The sequence below is a fragment of the Halomonas smyrnensis AAD6 genome, from assembly GCF_000265245.1.
GTDB lineage: Bacteria > Pseudomonadota > Gammaproteobacteria > Pseudomonadales > Halomonadaceae > Halomonas > Halomonas smyrnensis.
Genome location: NZ_AJKS02000004.1, coordinates 68,047 through 93,032 on the forward strand (window position 1 = coordinate 68,047; position 24,986 = coordinate 93,032).

The window sequence follows — 24,986 nt, forward strand, 5'->3', positions numbered from 1 at the left end:
TGATGTCTGCACCGACTCCCAAGGGCGTCCTGGTAACGCCGATCTTCAAGAACAACCCCATCGCGCTGCAGATCCTGGGGATCTGCTCCGCGCTGGCGGTGACCAGCAGCATGAGCGTGTCGCTGGTCATGTCCCTGGCGGTGATCTTCGTCACCTCGCTGTCGAACTTCTTCGTCTCGCTGATCCGCAACCACATTCCGTCGTCGATCCGCATCATCGTGCAGATGACGATCATCGCCTCGCTGGTGATCGTGGTGGACCAGATCCTCAAGGCCTACGCCTATGAGATGTCCAAGCAGCTGTCGGTCTTCGTCGGCCTGATCATCACCAACTGCATCGTGATGGGCCGCGCCGAGGGCTTCGCCATGACCAACAGCCCGGGCCTGTCCTTCCTGGACGGCGTCGGCAACGGTCTGGGCTACGGCTTCATCCTGATGACCGTCGGCTTCTTCCGCGAGCTGCTCGGCTCCGGCAGCGTGTTCGGCTTCACCGTGCTCGAGACCGTGCAGAACGGTGGCTGGTACGTGCCCAACGGCCTGCTGCTGCTGCCGCCGTCCGCGTTCTTCATCATCGGGTTGATCATCTGGGCGCTGCGCGCCATCAACCCGGAACAGGTCGAGGAGAACGAGTTCAAGATGAAGGACAACACCCAGCCGAAGGAGGCCGTGTAAGATGCAACACTATCTGAGCCTGTTCGTCGCCTCGGTCTTCGTCGAGAACATGGCCCTGGCGTTCTTCCTGGGCATGTGTACCTTCCTGGCCGTGTCCAAGAAGGTCTCCTCGGCGATCGGTCTGGGCATCGCGGTCATCGCGGTGCTGGTGATCACCGTGCCGGTCAACAACCTGCTGCTGACCTACCTGCTCGGCGAGGGCGCCCTGACCTGGACCGGTCTGGCCGGCGCCGAGAACATCGACCTGTCGTTCCTCGGCTACCTGAGCTACATCGGCGTGATCGCGGCCATCGTGCAGATCATGGAGATGTTCCTCGACAAGTACGTGCCGGCGCTCTACAACGCGCTGGGCGTGTTCCTGCCGCTGATCACCGTGAACTGCGCGATCCTCGGTGCGACCCTGTTCATGTCCGAGCGTAACTACAACTTCGGCGAATCCGTGGTCTACGGCCTCGGCGCCGGGGTGGGCTGGGCACTGGCCATCACCGCGCTGGCCGGTATTCGCGAGAAGCTCAAGTACAGCGACGTGCCGGCCTCTCTGCAGGGCCTGGGCATCACCTTCATCACGGTGGGCCTGATGTCGCTGGGCTTCATGTCCTTCTCCGGCATCCAGCTCTGAGGCGGCTTCCGGCGGCGCGTGTGGCGCGCCGCCGGTGTGACCAGTCAATGCTAGCAATAGGAAACCGACATGGTTGATACAACAGTCATCTTGCTCGGTGTGGTCATGTTCACCGTGATCATCATCGGTTTGACGGCGGTGATCCTGGCCGCCCGCAGCAAGCTCGTCAGCACCGGGGACGTGACCATCGAGATCAACGAAGATCCCGATCACACCCTGACCACCCAGGCCGGCGGCAAGCTGCTGAACACCCTGGCCGCCAACGGCATCTTCCTGTCCTCCGCCTGTGGCGGCGGCGGCTCCTGCGCCCAGTGCCGGTGCCGCGTGGAAGAGGGTGGTGGCTCGATCCTGCCCACCGAGGAGTCCCACTTCACCCTGCGCGAGAAGAAGGAAGGCTGGCGCCTGTCCTGCCAGGTGCCGGTGAAGCAGGACATGAAGATCGAGGTTCCCGAGGAGGTCTTCGGCGTCAAGAAGTGGGAATGCGAGGTCATCGAGAACCCCAACGTCGCCACCTTCATCAAGGAGCTCAACCTGCGCCTGCCCGAGGGCGAGGACGTGGCCTTCCGCGCCGGCGGCTACGTGCAGCTGGTGGCACCGCCCTACGACGTCAAGTTCTCCGACTTCGACATCGAGGAAGAGTACCGCGGCGACTGGGAGAAGTTCGGGCTGTTCAACGTCTCCCACAAGAACAACGAGGAAATCATCCGGGCCTATTCCATGGCGAACTACCCGGAAGAGAAGGGCATCCTCAAGTTCAACATCCGTATCGCCACGCCGCCGCCCAACACCGACCACCCGCCGGGCCTGATGTCCACCTACGTCTTCAGTCTGAAGCCGGGTGACAAGGTCACGGTGATGGGGCCCTTCGGCGAGTTCTTCGCCAAGGACACCGATGCCGAGATGGTATTCGTGGGCGGTGGTGCCGGCATGGCGCCGATGCGCAGCCACATCTTCGACCAGCTCAAGCGCCTGGACACCAAGCGCAAGATCAGCTTCTGGTACGGTGCGCGCTCCTGGCGCGAGACCTTCTACAACGAAGAGTACGACCAGCTGGCCGAAGAGCACGACAACTTCGACTGGCATCTGGCGCTGTCCGATCCGCAGCCCGAGGACAACTGGGAAGGCCCGACCGGCTTCATCCACAACGTCCTCTACGAGAACTACCTCAAGGACCATCCGGCTCCCGAGGACTGCGAGTTCTACATGTGCGGACCGCCGATGATGAACGCCTCCGTGATCAAGATGCTGCTGGATCTCGGGGTCGAACCCGAGAACATCATGCTCGACGACTTCGGCGGCTGATCGCCCTGCGGCGACCGTCAGGGCTGGCCTCCGGGCCAGCCCTGATTGGTTCCGCCGCCCGATATGCCGCTCTTGGGGCGGCATATCAGGCGACGGCACCCTACAGTGGCAGCGCTCCCCGGGGATCACAGCGGCGCTGACGTGGTCCCAAGGGCAACACCTTCTCAGCGAACTCGATGGAGCACTCAATGGGCACCTTTCTCGTGGTACTCGCCTTCATGCTGGTGATCATGGCCGCCATGGCCATCGGCGTCATCGTCGCCCGCAAGCCGATCGCGGGCAGCTGCGGCGGCCTCAACCAGCTCGGCCTCAAGGAAGGCTGTGAGGTCTGCGGCGGCCAGGACCAGGTCTGCGAAGAGGAAAACCGCAAGCGTCAGGGCGGCGCCCGCCGCCGCAGCGACGAGAGCCGCGGTGCGGATCTCGGCTACGACGCGACCCGCCGCTGATCCGACGGCACCACCCTTTTTTCATTTTCCGGCGCTGAGCCGCCAGGGACGTGTGGCCGCAGGCTGGCGCCGGAATGACGGCGCCGGTCACGAGAGGTGATGCTTGCGCCATGATTCCCCGGCTCGGTGCCTTCAAGCACCCAGACGAGCAGGGGAGTCATGGCAGTTCATAACTACGATGTGGTGGTGATCGGCACCGGGCCGGCCGGCGAGAGCGCCGCCATCAATGCCGCCAAGCACGGCAAGCGCGTGGCGGTGGTCGAGAAGCAGCCCCTGGTGGGCGGCAACTGCACCCACTGGGGCACGATTCCTTCCAAGGCGCTGCGCCACCAGGTCAAGCAGATCCTGTCGTTCAACACCAATCGTATGTTCCGCGACATCGGCGAGCCGCGCTGGTTCTCGTTTCCGCGGGTGATGGAGCGCTCCCGCGTCACCATCGACCAGCAGGTGGCGATGCGCACCAACTTCTACGCGCGCAACCGCATCGACCTCTACAGCGGCGTGGCGCGCTTCAAGGACGCCCACACCCTGGTGGTGCGCGGTGACGGTGACAGCGTCGACGAGCTGGTGGCCGAGCGGATCATCATCGCCACCGGCTCGCGGCCCTACCGGCCGGCCGACATCGACTTCCGGCATCCGCGCATCTACTGCTCGGACACCATCCTCGGCCTCAACCATACCCCTCGCACCATGATCATCTTCGGTGCCGGGGTGATCGGCTGCGAGTACGCCTCGATCTTCTCGGGCCTCGGGCTCAAGGTCGACCTGATCAACAGTCGCGACAGCCTGCTGTCCTTCCTCGATGACGAGATCAGCGATGCGCTGTCCTACCATCTGCGCAAGCACGGGGTGCTGATCCGCCACAACGAGGAGTACGAGCGGGTCGAGGGCGACGAATCCGGGGTGACCGTGTATCTCAAGTCGGGCAAGCGGCTGCGCGCCGACGCCTTCCTGTGGGCCAACGGCCGCACCGGCAACACCGACGAGCTGGGGCTGGAGAACGTCGGCCTCGAGGCCAATGGCCGCGGGCAGCTGCAGGTCGACGAGCACTATCGCACGGCGATTCCGCACATCTATGCCGCCGGTGACGTGATCGGCTGGCCGAGCCTGGCCAGCGCGGCCTATGACCAGGGCCTGAACGCCTGCGACGAGCTGCTCGATCGTGAGTACCGCTTCGTCAGCGAGGTGCCGACCGGCATCTACACGATCCCGGAGATCAGCTCCTTCGGTCGCAACGAGCGCGAGCTCACCGAGGCCAGGGTGCCCTACGAGGTGGCTCAGGCGTTCTTCAAGGACACCGCTCGGGCGCAGATCACCGGCGACACCGTGGGCATGCTGAAGATCCTGTTCGACCAGGACACGCTGGAGATCTACGGCATCCACTGCTTCGGCGACCAGGCCTCGGAGATCGTCCATATCGGCCAGGCGATCATGCAGCAGGAGGGCGGGGCCAACACCCTCGAGTACTTCGTCAGCACGACCTTCAACTATCCCACCATGGCCGAGGCCTACCGAGTCGCGGCGCAGAACGGGCTGAATCGGTTGTTCTGATCCGTCGATCAGCTTGGGCCGAAAGACGACCGACGGCGCCCCCGGGGCGCCGTCGGTCGTTCATGCCAGTGATCGACGACCGTCGTCGATGTCAGCCGTTGGCGGGTGGCTCGGGATCCAGGTGGCCGTAACACGGCGGCGAGCTCGGCTCGCGATCGAGGGCATCCTCGGCGTCCAGGGCCTTCAGCAGCGCCTCACGCAGGATCGGGAGGTAAGAGTCGTCGAGATCGCGTACCGCGGAAAGCAGCGTCAGGCGCCCGCTGCGGGCGTGACGCATCAGCGGCGTCAGCGCTTCGGGGTGGTCGCGCAGCTCGCCGCGGTAGCGCACGGCGAACACGGTGGGGCTGATCTCTCCCTCGTGGAACTGGCGCCGCAGGGTGGGCGAGGGCGAGGCATCGCGATACCAGTCGGCCAGCTGCAGCGACTCACGGCGCTTGCCGCGAGGCCACAGTCGGTCGACCAGCACCCGCGCGCCGTCGTCGGGCTCGGGGGCCTGGTAGACGCGCTTGAGGGCGATCTCCCGGCTCATGCGTCGTCCTCCGTCTCCAGCGCCTGCCGTTCCTCCCGGGCGCGCGACTGCCAGGGGCCGGGCAGTGCCGCGGCGCGGGACAGCGCCTCACGGGCGGTGTCGAGACGGTCCTGGTCGGCCGCGACGATGCCGAGGTTGAGCCAGGCCGGCGCGAGCTCGGGATCCGCGTTCACCGCGGCCTGGAAGGCGGCCATGGCAGCGTCGGCATCGCCGGTGGCGTGTCGTGCGTTGCCGAGGGCGAACTGTATCGTGGCGACGTCGGGATGGCGTTCGGCCAGGGCCTGCCAGGCGGGCAGGGCGGCCTCGCTACCCTGCACGGTCTCGAAGTCGGCGATGGCGCGGGTGGCGGATTCGGCATTCGCGTCGGCCGGCAGCTCGCCGGGAGGCAGGGCGACGAAGGCCCAGCGCTCGCTGCGCGCCCAGGTGGCGTCGAAGCGGGCGAAGCCGATGCGCCGCGACGGCGTCATGCCGGTGTGCAGCACCAGCTCCTCGGCCGGCAGGTCGTAGCCGATGGCCACGGCATAGTGCCACTGAGGGAAGGCCGGCAGCGACAGGTTCTGCATCACGACCACCGGGTGGTCGGCGGCGAGCTCGTCGAGCAGGGTCGCGAAGTCGCCCTCGAGGCGGAAGGGAATCCGCCCGTGGCGACGCACCGTGGCCAGCATCTCCGGCTGCACGCTGCCGTCGCGGCCGGGCAGGAAGACCTGGGGGATCAGCTCGTCCACGCTCACCTCGAGGCCGGCGGCCTCGAGGGCCATGGCCAGCGAGGCCGGGCCGCACTGGTAGTCGCGCTGGCCGTGGAAGGGGACCACCTCGTTGAGCGCCATCGACGGTAGCGCCTGGCGGGTGGCAGGGGAAAGCGACGGGGCGGTGGCGCAGCCCGTCAGCAGCAGAAGCGTCAGCACCAACGCAAGAACGCCCGCGGGGCGGGCGTTCTGGCGTCCGGCGGTAGAGAATAGGCCGGTCATGGGATCTCCCGGTTCAGCGGGTGAACGGGTAGACGTCGGTGAGGCCGAGGATGTCGGTCACCAGCAGGATGATGAAGACCGCGAACAGGGCGCCGACCACGCTGGCACCGGCGGGCATCTGGTCGAGGCGGTCGGCCATCTGGCGGGCCTCGGCGTCGGACAGGGCGGCCACGCGGTTCTCCACCTCGGCCGGGGAGACGCCCTGGAGCAGCAGCTGCTGCTGCACGTCCTCGCGGGCCAAAACGCGGCGGATCTTGTCGCGATCCTGCTGGCTGGACTGGGCGTCGAGCAGCGTGGTGGTGCCCACCAGTCCCTGATCGGCCGCCGGCACGGCGGCGATGGCCGGCAGGCTGCCGATGACCAGGGCGAGGATCAGGAGCGGGCTGAGGAGTCGGGTGAGTCGTTTCATGATGGCATTCCTTGTGTCTCGGGGGAGGTCCGGCTCGGTGTCGCTCCACATGGGCGTCCTAGCGCCATGCCGGCGGCGATGCCACGACAGTATAGGGGATAAGTGGGGGCGGTTTCACGGTTGTGCGTTGATTTCCAAACGGTTGCGCCCGTTCTGCTTGGCACGGTATAGGCAGCGGTCGGCACGGGAGTAGAGCTGAGCCAGCGCTTCCCGGCCGGCGAGGGTCGTGGCCAGGCCGAGGCTGATGGTCAGCCGATGCTCGCGGGCCTCGCCGGACAGGGTCAGGTCGGACGTGGCCTCGCGCAGGCGTTCGCCCAGTCGCCGGCCGCCCTCTGTGCCGGTGTTCGGCATCAGCACGGCGAACTCCTCGCCGCCCAGTCGGGCCACCAGGTCCGACTCCCGCGCCACGCGGGTGAGCTCGGCCGCCACGGCCTGCAGCACCGCGTCGCCGGCGGGATGGCCGTAGCGATCGTTGATCTGCTTGAAGTGGTCCAGGTCGATCAGCAGCAGGCTCAGTTCTCCGCCGTCTCGCTGGTTGAGCTCGAGATAGCGCTGCGCCACCTCCCACAGCTGACGTCGATTGGCCAGCTGGGTCAGCTCGTCGGTGACGCTCAGCTGGCGCAGCGACAGCCACTGGCGATGGATGCGAACGAGCGCCAGCATCAGCGCCGCGGCGACCAGCAGCACCAGGATTACCAGCAGGATCACGGCCAGGCTCAGCCATGCCATCAGGCGCTGCTGGTCGGCGGCGGCCTGGTGGACCTCCTGCAGCAGGCGGCTGTAGGTCCAGGCGAGCGAGCCCTCCAGCTCGTGCCCGAGGCGGTTGAGCTGCCGGACGTCGTCACCGACGGAGGGGGGCAGGGTATCGAGGGTCGATGCCAGCCTGCGGTAGAGGCCTTCCGCCTGGGTCAGCTCGGCCAGCATCGGCGCGTAGTCGGCCGCGTTGATCTCGCTGCGCGCGAGCCCCTCGCGGATGGTGCGAATGCGCTCGGGGATACGTTCCACCAGGCTGGTGATGCGGTCCATATGCCAGGCGTGGTGGGCGTGATCGATCAGTCCGTCCAGCTCGAGGCGCAGCTCGGCGGTGTCTTCCTGGGCGCGCACGATGTCGCCGGCCAGGGCCGAGTAGTCGGCGCCCAGATGGCGGCCCGCCTGGAGAGCGAAGGCGCCGGCCACGACGGCGCCGATCGCCCCCAGCAGGCAGAAGCCCGCGAGCAGGCGAAGGCGCAGGCCGGACGCCGGAATCACCGCGCCTGGATCTCGTCGATGGACCAGATCCACTGGCTCATCGGCGCATCGCCCTTGAGCACCGCCTCGGCATCGGCCGGCACCACCAGCATCAGCGGGCCTAGGTTGTCGGGCGTCAGCGGCGTGCCGTCCAGCCGCGTGGCGAGCAGGAAGCGTTTCTCCTCGCGGTCGGCGGGCGTGAGGAAGCTGGTGTAGTCGTCCAGGGCGATGAAGCGCAGCCGGGAGGCCTCGTCGAGGTTCTGGTCAGCGAGGAAGTCATTCAGCCAGACGCCGCTGAAGGTGCCTTCCGGGCCCTCGAAGTGGCGCATCGTGACCTCGCCGGTATCGCTCTGCTCGATGTCCTCGAGTGACAGATGGCGGGTTTCGCCGTGGGCGTGGACATCCAGAACGGGCTCGGCCGCCGTCGAGAGGGCGGGCCACAGGGCGGCGGCGAGCAGGGCAGAGAGGGTCAGGCGACGTGACAGCATCATGGAATGCCTCAACAAGGAATTGCCGATGATGATACCCCGAAGCCTGGGGATTGTGGGCGTGTCGACTGTGCCGGGTCGATCAACCGACGCGGTAGGAGTGGGGCGACTCGGCCAGCAGGCCGCGGCCGCCGGCGAGCGTCAGGGCCAGGTCGTGCAGGCCCTCCCACAGCGGGATGGGGCTGGCGCCCTTGATCGCCAGGTCGAGCCGTTGGGCGAACAGCAGCAGCTTGTGCAGGCGCTTCATCGGCAGACGCTTGAGCGCCTGCTGGTAGGCCGGACGGCGCTTGTCGAAGATCGGCGGCTTCTGGGCCTTGCAGGCGTGCTCCAGGCTCTGGCCCTGATCGAGATGCTGATGCAGCGACAGCAGCAGCCGCAGCTCGCGGGTCAGCGCCCACAGCACGATGGGCGGCTCGACGCCCTCGCCGCGCAGGCCGGTCATGATGCGCGACACCCGAGCGCGTTCGCCCTTGAGGCAGGCATCCATCAGCGTGAACACATCGAAGCGCGCGCTGTCCTCCACGCCGCCGGCCACCTGCTGGGGAGCGATGCGGGCGCCGGGCGGCGAGAGCAGGGCAAGCTTCTGCAGCTCCTGGTCGGCGGCCAGCAGGTTGCCCTCGGTGCGCTCGCCGAGCAGGCGGGCGGCATCGAGGTCGAGGTTCAGGCCGTGGTGCGAGGCGCGATCGCGCAGCCAGAAGTGCAGCCGCGAGACGTCCACCGGCCACACCGGGACGAACAGTCCGGCCTTGTCGAGGGCCTTGAACCAGGCGCTCTTCTGCTCGCGGTAGTCGAGCTTGCCGGCGGCCACCAGCAGCACGTTGTCGCTGCCGGCCATGCCCTCGGCGTATTCGCGCAGCGCCTTGGCGCCTTCCTGGCCGGGCTTGCCGTTGCCCAGGCGCAGCTCGATCAGCTTGCGCGAGGCGAACAGCGACAGGCTGGCGGCGGCCTCGGTCAGCCGCCCCCAGGCGAAGTTGGCCTCGACATGGAGCACCTCGCGCTCCTCGATGCCGGCCTGGCGGGCCGAGGCGCGTACGGCGTCACAGGCCTCGCGGTGCTGCAGCGGTTCGTCGCCGGCGACGATGATGACCGGCGGCAGCGACTTGGCCAGGGCGCCTTCGAGCTTGTCGGGAAAGACCTTCACGACGACCTCAGTTCGGCGACAGGGCGCGCAGGCGGTCCATCAGCCGGCGCACGGCCTCGCGGCGCAGTCGCTCGGTGGCGTCGTCGCGCAGCTCGTCTGCGACCAGCAGGTTGTTGTCGCTGATCGAGTAGCGCTCGCTGACCTCCACCACCTGCTGGTCGAGGCGATAGGCGCCGTCGCTTGCGCGCTGCACCGAGAAGGGCACGCTCAGGGTGAGCTCGCGCTCCTGGCTGCCGGTGTCGAGCACGCCGATCTGCTGCTCCTCGATGCGCTCGGCGCCGAGGTTGAGCACCATCGGCGCATCGTCGCGGACCGACACGCCGGCGGATTCGAGCCGCTGGCCGAGCCGTCGCGAGAAGTCGCCGGAGGCGCCGGCCACGGCCAGCGACTCCAGGCCCAGCGCCGGCTGGTCGAGACCGCGCAGCCGGAAGCCGCAGCCGCCGAGGGTGAGGCCGGCGGCGCCGGCCAGGGTGAAGCGCAGGAAGTCACGCCGTTGCATTATGGCTCTCTCCTTGGCCGGCGGTCGGCTCAGCCGACCACGATGTTGACCAGCTTGCCCGGGACCACGATCACCTTGCGCACCGTCTTGCCCTCGAGATGGCGCTGGACGTTCTCGGCGGCCATGGCCTGGGCCTCGATGGCGGCCTTGTCGGCCTCGGCCGGCACTTCGAGGCGGGCGCGCAGCTTGCCGTTGACCTGCACCACCAGCTCGATGGTGTCGCGGGTCAGGGCGGACTCGTCGAGCGCCGGCCAGGCGGCGTCGATGGCCGGCTCGTCATGGCCGAGCTCGGCCCACAGCGCGTGGCAGGCGTGCGGGGTGATCGGCGCCAGCAGCAGCACGCAGGCCTCGACGGCCTCGCGGGCCACGGCCAGGCCGAGCGGGCTTGCGTCCTCGAACTTGCCGATCGCGTTGGTCAGCTCCATCACCGCGGCGATGGCGGTGTTGAAGGTGGTGCGCCGGCCGATGTCGTCGCTGGCCTTCTGGATGGTCTCGTGGGTCTTGCGACGCAGCTCGCGCTGATCCTCGTTCAGGGCATCGAGGTCGAGCTCGCCCGGGGTGCCGGCCTCGATGTGCTCGGCCACCATCCGCCACAGGCGCTTGAGGAAGCGATGGGCGCCCTCGACGCCGGAGTCGGACCACTCGAGGGACTGCTCGGGCGGCGCGGCGAACATCATGAACAGGCGCACGGTGTCGGCGCCGAAGCGGTCGATCATCGCCTGGGGGTCGACGCCGTTGTTCTTGGACTTGGACATCTTCTCGATGCCGCCCATCTCCACCGGCTGGCCGTCCTCCTCGAGCACGGCGCTCAGCGGCCGGCCCTTGTCGTCGCGCTTGACGGTGACGTCGGCCGGGTTGAACCACTCCTTGCCGCCGTTGGCCTCGGGACGGTAGAAGGTCTCGGCGATCACCATGCCCTGGGTCAGCAGGCGCTGGAACGGCTCGTCGGACTCGACCAGGCCGAAGTCGCGCATCAGCTTGTGGAAGAAGCGCGCGTAGAGCAGGTGCAGGATGGCGTGCTCGATGCCGCCGATGTAGAGGTCGACCGGCAGCCAGTAGTTGGCGCGCTCGTCGAGCATGGCCTCCGGGTTGTCGGCGCAGGCGAAGCGCGCGTAGTACCAGGAGGATTCCATGAAGGTGTCGAAGGTATCGGTCTCGCGCACCCAGCCGTCGCCCAGGTCGCTGAACTCGGGCATCTTCTTGAGCGGCGAGCCGGAGGCGTCGACGGTGACCTCCAGCGGCAGGGACACCGGCAGCTCGTCGTCGGTGAGCGGCACGGTCTGGCCCTCGGGGCCGTACTTGACCGGGATCGGCGCGCCCCAGTAGCGCTGGCGGGCCACGCCCCAGTCGCGCAGGCGGAAGTTGGTCTTGACCTCGCCGTGGCCCTGCTCGGCCAGGCGGGCGGCGATGGCATCGAAGGCCGCCTGGAAGTCGAGGCCGTCGAACTCGCCGGAGTTGATCAGCACGCCGTGCTCATCGAAGGCGCCCTGGCTCAGGTCCGGCGCCTGGCCGTTCTCGTCGGCGATCACCGGCTCGATGGGCAGTGCGTACTTGGTCGCGAACTCCCAGTCGCGCTGGTCATGGGCGGGGACGGCCATCACCGCGCCGGTGCCGAACTCCATGAGCACGAAGTTGGCCACGTAGATCGGCACGCGGCGCCCGGTGAGCGGGTGCACGGCCTGGTAGCCGGTGGCCATGCCCTTCTTTTCCTTGGTCGCGAGCTCGGCCTCGGAGGTGCCGCCGTGGGCGCACTCCTCGAGGAAGTCGGCCAGTTCGGGGTTGCCCTCGGCGGCGGCCTGGGCCAGCGGATGGCCGGCGGCCACGGCGACGTAGGTCACGCCCATCAGGGTGTCGGGGCGGGTGGTGTAGACCCGCAGCGGTTCGAGGGCGTTGTCGTCATGGTCGGCGACGTCGAAGGCCAGCTCGACGCCCCTGGACTTGCCGATCCAGTTGCGCTGCATGGTCTTGACCTGCTCGGGCCAGTCGACCTGGTCGAGATCCGCCAGCAGCTCCTCGGCGTAGTCGGTGATCTTGAGGAACCACAGCGGGATGTCCTTGCGCTCGACCGGCGCGCCGGAGCGCCAGCCGCAGCCGTCGATCACCTGTTCGTTGGCCAGCACGGTCTGATCGACCGGGTCCCAGTTGACCGTCGACATCTTCTTGTAGACCAGGCCCTTCTCGACCAGCTTGGTGAAGAACCACTGCTCCCAGCGATAGTAGTCGGCGTCGCAGGTGGCGAACTCACGGTCCCAGTCGTAGGCGAAACCGAGCGCCTTGAGCTGACCGCGCATGTAGTCGATGTTCTGGTAGGTCCACTCGCCCGGCGGCACCTGATTCTTGATCGCGGCGTTTTCCGCCGGCATGCCGAAGGCGTCCCAGCCCATGGGCTGCAGCACGTTCTTGCCCTGCATGCGCTGGAAGCGGGAGACGACGTCGCCGATGGTGTAGTTGCGCACATGCCCCATATGCAGCTTGCCGCTGGGGTAGGGGAACATCGACAGGCAGTAGTACTTCTCGCGGCTGGCGTCTTCCACTGCCTTGAAGCAGGCGTTCTTCTCCCAGTACTGCTGGGCGTCGCGTTCGATTTCTCGGGGCTGGTATTGTGCGTCCATCGCTGTCTTCGGGTACCTTGCTAGTCGAGCGCGGCGCGCGTGGCGCGGCGCATGTCAGCGGGCCTTGTCCGGCGTCAGGGTCATCCCCATTCGTTGGGGGAAGCCATTGATTCACCGACGGCATATCGTCTAAATGGAAGAACCTCTGGGGCGCAAGGATACCCCAGCACGGCGGGCGCCGGCTATGGTGGCGGCGCCGTGACCCCGATGCGGACAGGACATGGACTGGAGAACTGCGATGAGCGATCAACCGCAAAAGCCCCCTGAGGACCATCGCCTCAAGGATGCCTACGAACGCGTGCTGGAGCGTCTGCAGGAGGGCGCCGGCGAGCTGAACCGGGAGTCGCTGCAGAAGGAACTCGACGAGGCGATCGAGTTCGAGGCCGAGGTGGAGGAGTTCACCCGGTACGAGCTCTCGCTGCTGCGCGCCTGGGTCGATCGTGACCTCAAGGAGATGCGCCGCTACCTGAACGCCGGTGGCCATAGCGTGGCCCACTGGCTCGGCGTCGACCTCTCGGTGCTGTCGCGTCGGGTGGTGGAATCGCTGCTGTCGATCGCCGACCGCAGCCAGGTCGAGCGCGAACGCCTGGAAGACGATCTCGAGGCCTCGCGGGCCGACTATACCGCCGGCGAGATGGCGGCGCCGGGTCGCATGGTCTGCGCCCACTGCGACGCGGTGGTCGAACTCAACGGGGTCGCCCGCCTCGAGCCCTGCCACCAGTGCGGTCACCGCTACTTCATGCGCGCGCCGCTGGACTGATTTCCCCGCCCCCCTGAGGCCGACCCGGCGCTCGGGGGGCTTGTGTCAACGAGTCTTCCGATCGGGCTCGCGCACGAGGCGATGTGTAACGCCGCGTCACCGAGCGCAGGCACTCTCTGGCGCGCCTTACGCCAGCCAGGCGATCATGCCGACCATCAGCGTCGCCATGATCAGCGCATAGCGCAGGTTCTCTCGCATCATCAGCCCGCCGCTGACGCCATAGCGCCCCTGCAGCGACAGATTGATCCCCGACAGCGGCCCGACGCTGGTGCCCACGGCCCAGGCCGCCAGGGCGACGAAGGCGAACAGCGTCTGCTCCGACGCTTCCAGGTCGAGCACCGAGGCCAGCACCGAGACGCCGATGATCGGGTGCAGCCCGGCCACGGCACTGACCACGATGGCGAGAAAGCTGCCGATCGCCTGGAGAGCGCCGAAGTGCTCGAACAGCGTCCAGCCGCCCTCGGTGGCGGCCTCGGCGAGCGTCGATAGCCCCTGGGTCAGAAGCCCCGCACACAGGAACAGCGAGATTTCGCCGCGCATGGCCGGCAGCCGGGTCAGGGTGTGCTGGTGCAGGCGGCCGGCGGTCCAGTGCAGACCGCGTGTCAGGTTGGCCGCCAGCGCCGCGCCGGGCATCAGGAAGGTGATGATGGCGACGATGGAAAGCGCCGGCGTCAGCTCGAAGTGAAAGACCATCACCAGCGCGGCCATCACCACCGGCAGCAGCAGGCTCCTCGGCGCCATCGAGAAGCCGGCGGTGTCGGTCAGGTCGAAGCGTCGCGGCAGCTCGATCAGCGTCACCAGTCCCGCGCACAGCGCCAGCGGCAGGCCGTGGGCCAGCACGGTGGCGTAGTCCATGCCCGGCGCCAGGGTGATGACGATGCCCATGGAGGCGAAGAAGGGCGACCACAGCGCGGCGCTGGACAGCCCTCGGTTGAGGGCCAGCAGCTGGGGCGTGGTCAGCGGCGCGCGGCGTGCCAGGCGATCGCCGACCATGAACACCGTCGACAGATTGAGGATGGTGCCGAGCAGGTGTACCCCGAGCCAGGTGCCGGCGAGGCCGCGCCGCCCGGTGACCGGTGGCCCCGAGGGGCGCGACCGGCCGCGACGATTGCCGATCAGGCCGATGAAACTGACCCCCACCAGCATCGCCACCACCTGGGTATTGGCGTCGAGCATCGCCGGCCAGTCCACCCGGGCGCCATAGACGAACGCCGCGATCAGCAGCAGGCCGACGCCCAGGCCCGCCAGCAGCCCGGCCTGACGGCGGTTGCGGCGTGGCAGGTCGGGCCACAGCAGCGCGGTGCCCAGCCACAGGGCCGGCCCGGTCAGCGCCTCGGCATCGGGCAGCCAGGCCAGCCCCGCGATGCGCGACAGCAGCCCGACGAGGATCGACAAGCCGGCGAGGGCATGGCGGAGGCCGACGCCGGAGGCGGTCGCTTCGACGGTCTGGGCGGGCATGGCGATCATTCCTGGCTGGTGGCGCACGAGACACGCCAAAAAATAGCATCCTAAGCAATGTGCCCGCCGGCCTCAAGGCGACGTCATTCCTGGCGCGGCAGATAGCGCAGGGGCAGCACCGGGGCATCGCGGGACTGAAGACGGTCCTGGCTGGGGGCGCAGCCGAAGAAGCGCCGATAGGCGCGGGAGAAGTGTTCCAGGGAGCCGAAGCCGGCACTGGCTGCGATCTCGGCCACGCCGAGATCGGTCTGCTGCAGCAGGCGATGGGCACGATTGATGCGCAGCCAGAGATAGTAGCGCTTCGGCGTGACGCCCAGTTCGGCCTTGAAGCGTCGCTCCAGCTGGCGGATCGAGAGTCCCACTTCCTCGGCCAGCTCGGTGCTGGACAGCGGCGTTTCGATGGCCCGACGCATCAACCGGATCACGCGACGCATCTGGGGCGAGGTCTGGACCCGGTGCTCAGGGGCGGCGCTGAGCTGGACGGCATCCCCCGCGCGCTGGCGGCGTTCCAGCAGGTGGTTGCGCAGTTCATTCATCAACGGCCCCTCCACCCGGCAGGCCAGCCAGGCCAGCATCATGTCGAGCACCGCGGTGCCGCCGGCACAGGTCAGACGGTCGCCGTCCAGGGTGTAGAGCTCGTCCACGGCCTGCACGCGGGGGTAGAGCTCGCCAAAGCCCTCCAGGTTGTCCCAGTGCACCGCCGCCCGCCGCTCGTCGAGCAGGCCCGCCGCCGCCAGCACCTCGCTGCCCATCTCGATGCCGCCGAGGGCGACGCCGGCGGCGGCACAGTGGCGCAACCACATGGCGAGCGATCGGTCGCCGGTCAGGGCCTTGGTCTCGAAGCTGGCCAGGACCAGCACACCGTCCAGCTCGGTGGGGGCGGGCCAGTCCACCTCCACGCCCAGGGGAACCCCGTTGGAGGCCGGCACCGTCGGCTCGCCGCCCAGCAGCCGCCACTCGAAGCGCGTCTCCTGGGCCAGCCAGTTGACGATGAACAGAGGATCCAGCAGCGCCCCCAGCCCGGCGAAGGAAAACTGCGGCAGCAGCAGGATGCCGAGTCGGTACGGGGCGGCGGGGGTGTCGGGCATGGCGGGGTCTCAGCTCCGGTAGTCGTCGCCCTCCTTGTCGAGCAGGCGCATCAGCGCCGCGAAGTGGGCCTGGGGGGCGCCCGCCCGGACGTAGTCGTCCCACTGGGCCGCGGTCTTGCGGGCCACCTCGGGCGCGACCGGCGCCAGCGGCAGGCCGCTGGCGCGGGCCACCAGGTAGGAGCGGCAGGCGCGCTCGAAATAATAAAGGTTATCGAAGGCCTCGGCGACATCGGTGCCGGTGGCGAGCACGCCGTGATTGCCCAACAGCAGGATCGGCGCCTTGCCGGCCAGCCGACCCAGGCGTTCGGCCTCGTCGCCCAGGCCCATGCCATCGAACTCGCGGTCCACCGCCACGCGCTCGAAGAAGCGCATGGCGTTCTGCTCCACCGGCGGCAGCGTGGGCTCGGCCAGGCAGGAAAGGGCCGTGGCGTAGAGCGAGTGGGTATGCAGGATGCAGCCCACGTCACGGCCCTGGCGGTGCATGGCGCCGTGGATGGCCCAGGCGGTGGGGTCGAGGCCCGAGGGGCGGGTGTCGCCACTGGCCTCGACCTCCATCAGGTCGCTGGCGCGCAGCTCGGCGAAATGGCGGCCGGCCGGGTTGATCAGGAAGCGCTCGCCGCCCGCGGAGGTGGCCAGGCTGCAGTGGTTGGCGGTGGCCTCATGCAGGTCCAGCCGGGCCAGCCAGCGAAAGGCGCAGGCCAGCTGTTCCCTGGGGGTAGCCGGGATCTTGGGGATCTCGCTCATGGGGTCTCCTCGCTCAGTAGTGAATCCAGCGGGTCTTCAGCGCCATGTACTTGCGCATGCCGGCCAGCTCGTAGTCGCGGCCGATGCCGGACTCCTTCGTGCCGCCGAAGGGCGTCTGGGGGCTCACCGCATCGACGCCGTTGACCGTGACGGTGCCCGCCTCGAGGGTATCGCACAGCCGGTGGGCGCGGCCCAGGTCGCGGGTCCACAGCGAGGCGGCCAGGCCGTAACGGCTGTCGTTGGCGAGTGCCACGCCCTCGGCCTCGCCGGCGAAGCGGCTCACCGCCAGCACCGGGCCGAAGATCTCCTCGCGGAACAGGCGATGCGCGGGCGTGACCCCGGTGAACACCGTGGGGGCCACGAACAGTTCGCCGCCCGCGGCCGTCAGCGCCTCGCCGCCATGGCGCAGAGTGGCCTCATCGCGGCCGATAGCCAGGTAGTCGCGGACCTTGTCGAACTGGGCGCGGCTGACCAGCGGGCCGAGCCGGGTGGCCGGATCGAGGGGGTCGCCGGGCACCAGGTTGACCAGACGGGCGTCCAGGGCCTCGAGGAAGGCGTCGTGGATGCCGTCCTGAAGCAGCAGCCGCGAGTGGGCCGAGCAGACCTGGCCGGCGTGGGTGAAGATCCCCGCCACCGCGGCGTCCACCGCCGCCTCCAGGTCGGGACAGTCGTCGAAGATCAGCAGCGGGCTCTTGCCGCCACATTCCAGCCACACCGGCTTCATGTTGGATTCGCCGGCATAGACCATGAAGCGCTTGCCGATCTCGGTGGAGCCGGTGAAGCCCAGGGCATCCACGTCGTCGTGACGGCCCAGGGCATCGCCGGCCAGATGGCCGTGACCCGGTACCACGTTGAGCACGCCGTCGGGCAGGCCGGCGGCCTGGCACAGCTCGGCCAGGCGCAGGGCGGACAGCGACGACTCCTCGGCGGGCTTGAGCACCAGGCTGTTGCCGGCGGCCAGCGCCGGGGCCAGCTTGACCGCGCTGTTGTGCAGCGGGTAGTTCCAGGGCACCACGGCGCCCACCACGCCCAGCGGCTCGTGGGTGATGGTGGCCTGGACGTTGGCCGGGGAGGGCGCGACGCGGTCGTAGGCCTTGTCCTGCACCTCGCCGTACCAGTCGAAGAGCACCGCGGCTTCTTCTGCGTCCTCCAGGGCCTCGGTGATGCACTTGCCGCTCTCCAGGCTGTCGAGCAGGGCCAGTTCCTCGGTGTGGGCGCGGATCTCGCCGGCGATGGCCAGCATCACCCGGCGACGCTCGCCGGGTTCGGCCCGGGCCCAGTCACCGGCCACGAAGGCAGTGCGGGCGGCGGCCACGGCGCGATCCACGTCGGCCGCCTCGCAGGCGGCGATGGCGGCGACCGGGGCGGCGGTCATGGGGTTGATCGAGTCCAGGGTCGCACCGCCCTCGGCGGGGCAGCGCCGGCCGGCGATCCAGGCGCGACCGTCGGCGTCGAGGGAAGCGGCGCGGCGCTTCCAGTCGTCATAGGTCAGGGGCATGGGGGCTCCTTCGGGGTGGTCGAATATCAGAAATCGGAAGTCAGAGGTCGAGTACCAGGCGCGCGCCTGCCGGGCGCGAGACGCAGGCATAGAGGGTGTCGTTGGCGGCCTTCTCGGCATCGTCCTGGAGCACGTCGCGATGATCCACGTCGCCCTCGATCACGCCGCAGGCGCAGGTGCCACAGGCGCCCTCACCGCACAGGGTGGGCGGGGCGACGCCGGCGCGGGTCAGGCCGTCGAGCAGCGATTCATCGGGCGCCAGGACGACGGTGCGGTCGCTGCGCGCGAGCACGATCTCGCACTGGCCGTCGCGGGGCGTGGCGTCTGGCGCCGCGCCGCGGAAGCGTTCCAGCTGCAGGCAGCCTGCCGGCCAGGTCACGGCCACGGCCTCCAGGGCGGCGAGCAGACCCTCCGGGCCGCAGGCGTGGATGCGGACCCCGGCGTCCACCTCGCCGACCAGGTCGGCCACCTCGGCGCGCCCATCCCGGTCGGAGACGTGCAGGTGCAGCGCCCCCTCGGGCAGCAGGGCCGCGAGCTCGTCGGCGAAGGCGGCGTCCTCCTCCCGGCGCACCAGGTAGTGCACCTCGGGGGTCAGGCCGCGCCGGCACAGCCGTCGAGCCATGGCCACCAGCGGGGTGATGCCGATGCCGCCGCCGATCAGCACCTGGCGACGGCCGGATTCGTCGAGGGGAAAGCGGTCGCGCGGTGCCGAGGCGGTGAAGGCTTGCCCCTCCCGGACGTCATCGACCAGCAACACCGAGCCGCCGCGGGAATCGGGTTCGCGCAGCACCCCCAGGCGGTAGCGGCCGTCGGCGCCGTCGTCGAGCAGGGAATAGTGACGGACCAGGCCGCCCGGCAGGTCGAGCTCCAGGTGCGCTCCGGCCGGGGCGACCGGCAGCGTCGTACCGTCGGCGGCCTCGAGGGTCAGCTCGACGATGGACGGGGACAGGCGGCGGTGGCGGGTCAGGATCAGCGACAGGCGATCGGACATGGGAACCTCCTCAGCGTTGCTGGTGCTGCCAGTCGGGGTGGATCCATACCGGCGCCTCACTGGGGGCCGGTGCGGGGCGCCCCAGGATCAGGTCGCTGGCCTTCTCGGCGATCATCACGGTCGGGGCATTGGTGTTGCCGCTGACGATGGTCGGCATGATGGAGGCGTCCACCACGCGCAGGCCCTTGAGCCCGTGGACGCGCAGCTCGGGGTCGACCACCGCCTCCGGGTCGCTGGCCGGGCCCATCTTGCAGGTGCCGGCGGCATGATAGCCGGTCTCGGTGGTGGCCCGGGCCCAGGCGTCCAAGGCCTCGTCGCTCTGGCAGTTCGGCCCCGGGGAGATCTCCTCGCCGCGCAGGCCGTCGAAGGCCGGCTGATCGATCAGTTCGCGCACCAGGCGCACCGCGGCGCGCATGTCGGCCCGGTCGCGCTCGGTGGCGAGGTAGTTGAAGACGATCCTTGGCGCCTGGGCCGGGTCGGTGTCGGCCAGGCGTACGCGCCCCAGGCTGGTGGGGCGCATCAGGTCGATATGCACCTGGAAGGAATGGTCCTTGAGGGCCTCCACGGTGCCGGGCTCGACGGCCAGTGCCATGAAGGTCAGCTGCAGGTCCGGATGCTCGACCCCGGCACGCGAGCGGATGAAGGCCCCGGCATCGAAGAGGTTGGTGCCGGCCAGCCCGCCACGATCGGCGAACCAGCGCATGCCCAGCCACCACTTGCGCGGCGCCCGGGTCCAGGGCGCGTGGGAGACCGGGCGCGAGCAGCGGTAGGCGACCACGGTGTCGGGGTGATCATTGAGTCGTCGGCCGACCCCTTCCAGGCGATGGGTGGCATCGATCCCCCAGCGCTCGAGTTCGTCCCCGGGACCGATTCCGGAAAGCATCAACAGCTGGGGGCTATTGATGGCGCCTCCGGCCAGCAGCACCTCGCGCCGCGCATGTGCCTCGACGCGGCGGGTGCCCTGGCGGTAGGCCACGCCGTAGGCGCGGCCGTCCTCGACCAGCACCCTCTCGGCCATCGCGCCGGTCATCACGGTCAGGTTGGTGCGGCGCCGGGCCCGGGCCAGGTAGCCGCGGGCCGTGCTCCAGCGCCGGCCCTTCCAGGTGGTGCGATCGACTCGACCGAAGCCCTCCTGGCGATAGCCGTTGACGTCGGCGCTGGCGGAGTAGCCCGCCTGTTCGCCGGCTTCCAGGAAGGCGCGCGACAGCGGGTCGATCGGTTGGCCGGGGCTGACCCGTAGCGGGCCATCGCCGCCGTGGTAGTCGTCTCCGCCCAGGGCATGGCCCTCGGCGCGCCGGAAGTAGGGCAGTACCCGGGCGTAGTTCCAGCCCTCGCAGCCGGCCTCGGCCCAGGCATCGTAGTCCCGGGCATGGCCGCGGATGTAGACCATGCCGTTGATCGAGGAGGATCCCCCCAGGGTCTTGCCTCGGGGCGTGGCGATATGGCGACCGTCCAGGTGGGGCTCGGGGCCCGACCAGTAGTGCCAGTTGAAGCGCGGGCCATCGATGGCCGCTCCCATCGCCGCCGGCATGTGGATGGTCCAGGAGTGGTCCTTGGGGCCGGCCTCGAGCAGCAGCACCCGATAGCGGCCATCGGCGGTCAGGCGATCGGCGAGCACGCAGCCTGCCGAGCCGGCGCCGACGATGATGTAGTCGTAGTCAGGGGTCTGGTTCATGAAAACTCCATGCCCTGTGCCTCGGGCTCATGACGACGGCGCCAGAGTGATGGGCATTGAAGGCAAGATAGAGCGATGGGCCGTCGCCGTCGGCGACCGGAGGGCGATATAGCCCCGCGCCGTTGAATCGGCCATGGCGGTGGGCCCTGGCGGGTTCGAAGGGCGGTGTCTCGGAACAGGCCGCCGTTACGGTCCATCGCGTTGATCGGGTAAGGCGCCGTGGGCTCAGCGCCGGGTCAGGTAGGCTTCCAGGGCCGGGGTGCTGGCGTCGGCGCTGCTCACGCCTTCCAGCCATTCGCCAACCAGGTCGGGGTTGGCGTCGAGCCAGTCGCGGGCGACGTCGTCGAGGGGGCGCTCCTCGCGGCTGAACTCGTGGACCCAGGCATTCTGCACCTCGATCGGGACCACCATCTGCTCGAGGAAGGTGGCGACGTTGGGGGCGCGCTCGATGAAGGCGGCGCTGGCCACGGTGGAGACGGTGCTGGCGCCGCCCCACAGGCCCTCCGGATCCTCCAGGTAATGCACGTCGTAGACGACGTTCATCCAGTGCGGCTCCCAGCCCAGGAAGGCGGTCCAGCGGTCGTCATTGTTGTTGGCCTCGAGCTGCGAGAGCATGCCGGTGACGCTGGAGGCCACCACCCGCCAGTCGCCCAGGCCGTAGACATCTTCGTCGATGGCGTCCTGCATGATCTCGTTGCCGACGTTGCCGGGCTCGATGCCGTAGAAGCTGTGATCGAAGCGCTCCGCGTGCTCGGCCAGGTCGGTCATGGAGTGCACGCCGGCGTCCCAGACATGGCCGGGCACGGCAAGCTTGAAGCGTGCGCCCTGGATGTTGTGGACGAGCTCGACCAGCTCGCCGCTTTCCAGGCGCGGATCGAGCATGGCCCCCTGAGACGGGCGCCACAGGGCCATATCCACATCGATGTCGTCGCCAACCAGACCCTCCAGGATGATGGCGGTGCTGGCCTCCTTGACGCTGGTCTCGTAGCCCAGGCGCTCCAGCAGCTGGCTGGCCACCTCGGTCTTGACGGTGGCACCGGGCCACGGCGGGGTGGCGAAGCGAATCTCGTCGGCCTGGGCGAGGCCGGCGACGCTCAGGCTGGCGACCAGCAGGCCGGTACGCAGGGCATGGGGATGCTGCATCATGGGGAGTCTCCTCAATGTATTGTTATCGTGTTCAGAAGCCGCAGACCCCGCCGCCATCCACCGAGAGGATGGCGCCGTGGGTGAAACCGGCGCGGGGCGAGGCGAGGTAGAGGATGGCGTCGGCGACCTCCTCGGGGCGGGCCATGCGGCCCATAGGGGCCCGGGCGCGGGCGGCGGCCAGGTAGGCCTCGCGATCGCCGCTGGCGTCAGCGGCGGCATCGATCATGTCGGTGGCCACGTTGCCCGGACAGACGCAGTTGACGCGGATGCGTCCGGCGAGCTCCAGGGCCAGCGCCCGGGTCAGGTTGACCACCGCGGCCTTGGCCCCGGAGTAGACGCTGCTCGGCGGGTAGCCGATCAGCCCGGCATCCGAGCCCAGGTTCACGGCGTTGCCGCCGGCCGCCTCCAGGTGGGGCAGGGCGGCCTGGAGGGTGAAGAAGGTGCCGGCCGCGTTGACGCCGTAGGTGCTGTCCCAATGGGCCTGAGTGACCGTCTCGAAGGGCACTTCGTCGAAGACGCCGGCGGCGTTGACCAGGATATCCAGGCCGCCAAGCCCTGCCACGGCGCTTTCCACCACGGCGGCACAGGCGGCACGGTCAGACAGCTCCCCCGGCGCGGCGACCACCCGGGCCCCGTCGCCCAGCTCGCGGCGCAGGGCGTCGACCGAGGCCGCGCGTCGCGCCCCGATGGCCACCGTCGCGCCCTCCTCGAGGAAGCGGCGCACGGTGGCGGCGCCGATCCCGCGGGCGCCGCCGGTGATCAGTACTCTCTTGCCGGCGAAGGTGCCCTGGGCGCTCATGCCTCACCTCCCGGCTCGCCGTGAAGGGCGCGATGCACGAGGCGGTGGAAGTTCAGCACCAGGTGCTCGCTCTCGTTGCTGCGCTCGGCATCGATCATGTAGCGACCCTGATCGTAGCCCAGCGAACGCAGGCCCTTCTGGGTCGTGATGTTGAGCTCGATATCCTCCGGTCCCAGATCTTCGTTCATCCAGCGAATGCTTTCCTGGGTCACCTCGGGCAGGGCGTCGAGATCATGAGCGCTGTAGTAGCCGAAGCGCAGGAGGCTGCGCTCTGCATCCAGTGGGATGATCATGAAGGTCCCCATGCACTGGGAGAACGGGAACTGATAGAAGGTGTTGTGGGGCCACAGACCGATGTTGAAGAAGCCATCGCCGTCTTCCACCTCGCGGCCGAGGGGGACGCCGTAGGCCTCGGTGGCGTCCCGGTTGGGCGGGGCGCCATAGGTCCACCAGTTGTCGTGATGGCGCAGCTTGTAGCCGGAGAAGTCGATCAGCGATGCCAGGTCGACATGGCAGGGGCCCGAGAGCTGGAAGTGGTAGCCTTCGATGGAGTTGTCCATGATCACCTTCCAGTTGGCCGGGACGATCACGTCGTCCTCCTGGATCAGGTGCATCCGGTCGAGGTTGGGAATGGCATCGCGGATCGCTGACTCGGCGCCGGGGAAGAGGTCGTGCATGTCCGGGGCGTCGGGATCGAAGTTGAAGTAGACGCTGCCGGCGAAGATCTGCAGTCGCACGGGAGGGATCCGGTAGTCGTCGACATTGAAGGCTTCGATGCGATCACTGCGTGGGGCGGCCTTGAGACGGCCGTCGGGGCCATAGCACCAGGAATGATAGGCACAGCGAATCACGCCCTTCTGCACGCCACGAGTCTCGTTGAGCAGGCGGTTGCCGCGATGCTGACAGACGTTGTGAAAGGCATGGAGCTCGCCCGCCCGGTCACGCATCAGGATCACGCTCTGATCGAAGATGTCGCGCACCACGAAGGCGCCAGCAACGTCGAGTTCATTGACGTGGCAGCCGAAATGCCAGGCGCTCATGAAGATGCGTTCACGCTCTTCCTCGAACAGCGACGAGTCGTAAAAGTAGCGGGAGGGGAGGGTCAGGGCACGCTCGGGACGCTGGGCGGCCCAGGCCTGGTGGGAGTGGCTCATGGTATTACCTCAAACATCACGGTGTCGTTGTGTACGGCCCAAGGCTAGGCGACTCGGAGGGGCGTGACATGAGGTTTAGCGACACTATCTGTGTTGGCGTGTGATGAAAAGCGGCATTTAGATGCCGCAAATGGTTAGAAAAAGGCGGTTTTTGGCTTTTGTCGGCGAAATTTCGTTGATCTTTCGCGACATCATGTCGGCAGGGCCCTGGCCTGGGCTTCGCGGGCCTGCTCGAGCCGCTCCAGCATCGCCCGGGCGGCGTTGGAGAGGGTGCGGCTGCGGTGCACCAGATAGCCCAGCGGGCGCTGGATCGGCGGGTGATCCACCTCGAGCACGTGCAGTTCGCCGGCCGCGAGGCCTTCCGGCAGCAGGCTCCAGCCCAGGCCGATGGCGGTCATCATCTTCAGCGTCTCGAGGTAGTTGGTGGACAGCGTCACCGGCAGGCGCAGGCCGGCGGCGGCGAAGCGTGCCTCGATCAACCCACGGGTGAAGGTCAGCGGTCCCGGCAGCACGGCATCGAAGGCGCACAGCTCGCTCAGGGCCAGCGGGCCTCGTGCGGCCAGGGGATGATCGTGGGCACAGACGAAGCACAGCCGGTCGATCCACACCGGCACCACCTGGAGCTGGGCGTCGGGATGCGGGGCCAGGGTGGCCACGGCGATTTCCAGCGTGCCGTCGAGCACGCCCTGGTAGGCCTGCTCCGAGTCCTCGAAGCGCAGGTCGAGCCGCACCTCGGGATGCTGGCGGGTATAGTCCTTGAGCAGCGGCGGCAGTCGGTGCAGGCCGATATGATGGCTGGTGGACAGCGTCAGGCTGCCCGCCACCTGGCCGTCCAGGTTGCCCAGGGCACGCCGGCTGTCGTCCACCATGACCAGGATCTGCCGGGCACGCGGCAGCAGCAGCCGGCCGGCCTCGGTCAGTGTCACCCGGCGGCCGATGCGATCGAACAGCCGCGCCCCGACCTGATCCTCGAGCACCGCGATACGCTTGCTGACCGCCGGCTGGGTGAGATGCAGCTGCTCGCCGGCGCGGGAGAAGCTGCCGCCGTCGGCCACGGCGAGGAAGGCCTGCAGGCTCTGGGTATCCATTCGGGCTCCAGCGATGTGGGCTTGGGAGAGTTCTGTATTCCTTTCAGGAATCCTTTAAATAAATAACATGAATTGCTTTTATGTGCGCGTCGCGGGACACTTCTGCAAAAGCGCAAAGCGCAA

The 24,986-nt window shown here is 68.6% G+C and carries 24 protein-coding genes; 6 read left to right on the plus strand and 18 right to left on the minus strand.

Annotated elements, in window-relative coordinates:
* The first annotated feature begins 2 nt into the window (after nucleotides 1–2).
* The 5 genes from UYS_RS0205930 (at nucleotide 3) to sthA (ending at nucleotide 4,589) form a co-directional block, all read left to right on the plus strand.
* Nucleotides 3–671, plus strand: a complete 669-nt coding sequence (locus UYS_RS0205930; protein WP_026068383.1) for an NADH:ubiquinone reductase (Na(+)-transporting) subunit D — start codon at nucleotides 3–5, stop codon at nucleotides 669–671.
* A 1-nt stretch (nucleotide 672) separates the two neighbouring features.
* Nucleotides 673–1,290 (plus strand): NADH:ubiquinone reductase (Na(+)-transporting) subunit E, encoded by a 618-nt coding sequence (nqrE, locus tag UYS_RS0205935; protein ID WP_016854586.1) that lies wholly within the window; start codon nucleotides 673–675, stop codon nucleotides 1,288–1,290.
* A 69-nt stretch (nucleotides 1,291–1,359) separates the two neighbouring features.
* Entirely contained in the window at nucleotides 1,360–2,592 is a 1,233-nt protein-coding gene (gene nqrF / locus UYS_RS0205940) for an NADH:ubiquinone reductase (Na(+)-transporting) subunit F (protein WP_026068384.1), read from the plus strand.
* 188 nt (nucleotides 2,593–2,780) lie between these two features.
* On the plus strand, nucleotides 2,781–3,038 hold the full coding sequence (gene nqrM, locus UYS_RS0205945) for a (Na+)-NQR maturation NqrM (protein WP_016854588.1): 258 nt from the start codon (nucleotides 2,781–2,783) through the stop codon (nucleotides 3,036–3,038).
* Between the two features lie 159 nt (nucleotides 3,039–3,197).
* Nucleotides 3,198–4,589, plus strand: a complete 1,392-nt coding sequence (gene sthA / locus UYS_RS0205950) for a Si-specific NAD(P)(+) transhydrogenase (protein ID WP_016854589.1) — start codon at nucleotides 3,198–3,200, stop codon at nucleotides 4,587–4,589.
* Nucleotides 4,590–4,680: 91 nt separating this feature from the next.
* Here sthA and UYS_RS0205955 read toward each other — a convergent pair whose 3' ends face one another.
* The 8 genes from UYS_RS0205955 to leuS form a co-directional block, all read right to left on the minus strand.
* A complete protein-coding gene (locus tag UYS_RS0205955) occupies nucleotides 4,681–5,118 on the minus strand; it encodes a DUF488 domain-containing protein (RefSeq protein WP_016854590.1) in 438 nt (145 codons plus the stop codon).
* Nucleotides 5,115–6,086, minus strand: coding sequence for a PA2778 family cysteine peptidase (locus UYS_RS0205960; RefSeq protein WP_026068385.1), 972 nt, complete (start codon nucleotides 6,084–6,086; stop codon nucleotides 5,115–5,117). The genes UYS_RS0205955 and UYS_RS0205960 overlap by 4 nt, the downstream gene beginning before the upstream one ends.
* Nucleotides 6,087–6,099: 13 nt before the next feature.
* Nucleotides 6,100–6,495, minus strand: a complete 396-nt coding sequence (locus tag UYS_RS0205965) for a PA2779 family protein (RefSeq protein WP_016854592.1) — start codon at nucleotides 6,493–6,495, stop codon at nucleotides 6,100–6,102.
* A gap of 114 nt (nucleotides 6,496–6,609) precedes the next feature.
* Nucleotides 6,610–7,743 (minus strand): GGDEF domain-containing protein, encoded by a 1,134-nt coding sequence (locus UYS_RS17715; RefSeq protein ID WP_016854593.1) that lies wholly within the window; start codon nucleotides 7,741–7,743, stop codon nucleotides 6,610–6,612.
* Complete coding sequence (locus UYS_RS16995; protein WP_016854594.1) at nucleotides 7,740–8,213, minus strand: molybdopterin-dependent oxidoreductase; 474 nt, start codon at nucleotides 8,211–8,213, stop codon at nucleotides 7,740–7,742. Before UYS_RS16995 ends, UYS_RS17715 begins: the two co-directional genes overlap by 4 nt.
* 79 nt (nucleotides 8,214–8,292) lie before the next feature.
* Entirely contained in the window at nucleotides 8,293–9,351 is a 1,059-nt protein-coding gene (gene holA / locus UYS_RS0205980) for a DNA polymerase III subunit delta (protein ID WP_016854595.1), read from the minus strand.
* A 7-nt stretch (nucleotides 9,352–9,358) separates the two neighbouring features.
* Complete coding sequence (locus UYS_RS0205985; protein ID WP_016854596.1) at nucleotides 9,359–9,850, minus strand: LPS-assembly lipoprotein LptE; 492 nt, start codon at nucleotides 9,848–9,850, stop codon at nucleotides 9,359–9,361.
* 29 nt (nucleotides 9,851–9,879) lie between these two features.
* On the minus strand, nucleotides 9,880–12,462 hold the full coding sequence (gene leuS / locus UYS_RS0205990; RefSeq protein ID WP_016854597.1) for a leucine--tRNA ligase: 2,583 nt from the start codon (nucleotides 12,460–12,462) through the stop codon (nucleotides 9,880–9,882).
* 238 nt (nucleotides 12,463–12,700) lie between these two features.
* On the opposite strand from leuS, the gene UYS_RS0205995 reads away from it, so the two are divergent.
* A complete protein-coding gene (locus UYS_RS0205995) occupies nucleotides 12,701–13,222 on the plus strand; it encodes a zinc ribbon-containing protein (protein WP_016854598.1) in 522 nt (173 codons plus the stop codon).
* Nucleotides 13,223–13,348: 126 nt separating this feature from the next.
* On the opposite strand, the gene UYS_RS0206000 is transcribed toward UYS_RS0205995, so the two are convergent.
* From UYS_RS0206000 to UYS_RS0206045, 10 genes are all read right to left on the minus strand, one after another.
* Nucleotides 13,349–14,680 carry a hypothetical protein gene (locus UYS_RS0206000; RefSeq protein WP_016854599.1) on the minus strand — a complete coding sequence of 444 codons (1,332 nt, stop codon included), beginning with the start codon at nucleotides 14,678–14,680 and terminating at the stop codon, nucleotides 13,349–13,351.
* A gap of 83 nt (nucleotides 14,681–14,763) precedes the next feature.
* On the minus strand, nucleotides 14,764–15,768 hold the full coding sequence (locus UYS_RS0206005) for a GlxA family transcriptional regulator (RefSeq protein WP_016854600.1): 1,005 nt from the start codon (nucleotides 15,766–15,768) through the stop codon (nucleotides 14,764–14,766).
* 9 nt (nucleotides 15,769–15,777) lie between these two features.
* Nucleotides 15,778–16,512 (minus strand): class II aldolase/adducin family protein, encoded by a 735-nt coding sequence (locus tag UYS_RS0206010; protein WP_016854601.1) that lies wholly within the window; start codon nucleotides 16,510–16,512, stop codon nucleotides 15,778–15,780.
* A gap of 13 nt (nucleotides 16,513–16,525) precedes the next feature.
* On the minus strand, nucleotides 16,526–18,010 hold the full coding sequence (locus UYS_RS0206015) for an aldehyde dehydrogenase family protein (protein ID WP_016854602.1): 1,485 nt from the start codon (nucleotides 18,008–18,010) through the stop codon (nucleotides 16,526–16,528).
* Between the two features lie 40 nt (nucleotides 18,011–18,050).
* Entirely contained in the window at nucleotides 18,051–19,001 is a 951-nt protein-coding gene (locus tag UYS_RS0206020) for a PDR/VanB family oxidoreductase (protein ID WP_016854603.1), read from the minus strand.
* 10 nt (nucleotides 19,002–19,011) lie between these two features.
* Nucleotides 19,012–20,676 carry a choline dehydrogenase gene (locus UYS_RS0206025; protein ID WP_016854604.1) on the minus strand — a complete coding sequence of 555 codons (1,665 nt, stop codon included), beginning with the start codon at nucleotides 20,674–20,676 and terminating at the stop codon, nucleotides 19,012–19,014.
* Between the two features lie 225 nt (nucleotides 20,677–20,901).
* Complete coding sequence (locus UYS_RS0206030; RefSeq protein ID WP_016854605.1) at nucleotides 20,902–21,822, minus strand: ABC transporter substrate-binding protein; 921 nt, start codon at nucleotides 21,820–21,822, stop codon at nucleotides 20,902–20,904.
* A gap of 31 nt (nucleotides 21,823–21,853) precedes the next feature.
* On the minus strand, nucleotides 21,854–22,621 hold the full coding sequence (locus UYS_RS0206035) for an SDR family NAD(P)-dependent oxidoreductase (RefSeq protein ID WP_016854606.1): 768 nt from the start codon (nucleotides 22,619–22,621) through the stop codon (nucleotides 21,854–21,856).
* The gene (locus UYS_RS0206040; protein ID WP_016854607.1) at nucleotides 22,618–23,775 is read right to left on the minus strand and encodes an aromatic ring-hydroxylating oxygenase subunit alpha; all 1,158 of its coding nucleotides are present in this window, start codon (nucleotides 23,773–23,775) and stop codon (nucleotides 22,618–22,620) included. Before UYS_RS0206040 ends, UYS_RS0206035 begins: the two co-directional genes overlap by 4 nt.
* A gap of 191 nt (nucleotides 23,776–23,966) precedes the next feature.
* Nucleotides 23,967–24,863, minus strand: coding sequence for a LysR family transcriptional regulator (locus tag UYS_RS0206045; protein WP_016854608.1), 897 nt, complete (start codon nucleotides 24,861–24,863; stop codon nucleotides 23,967–23,969).
* Between the last annotated feature and the right edge of the window lie 123 nt (nucleotides 24,864–24,986).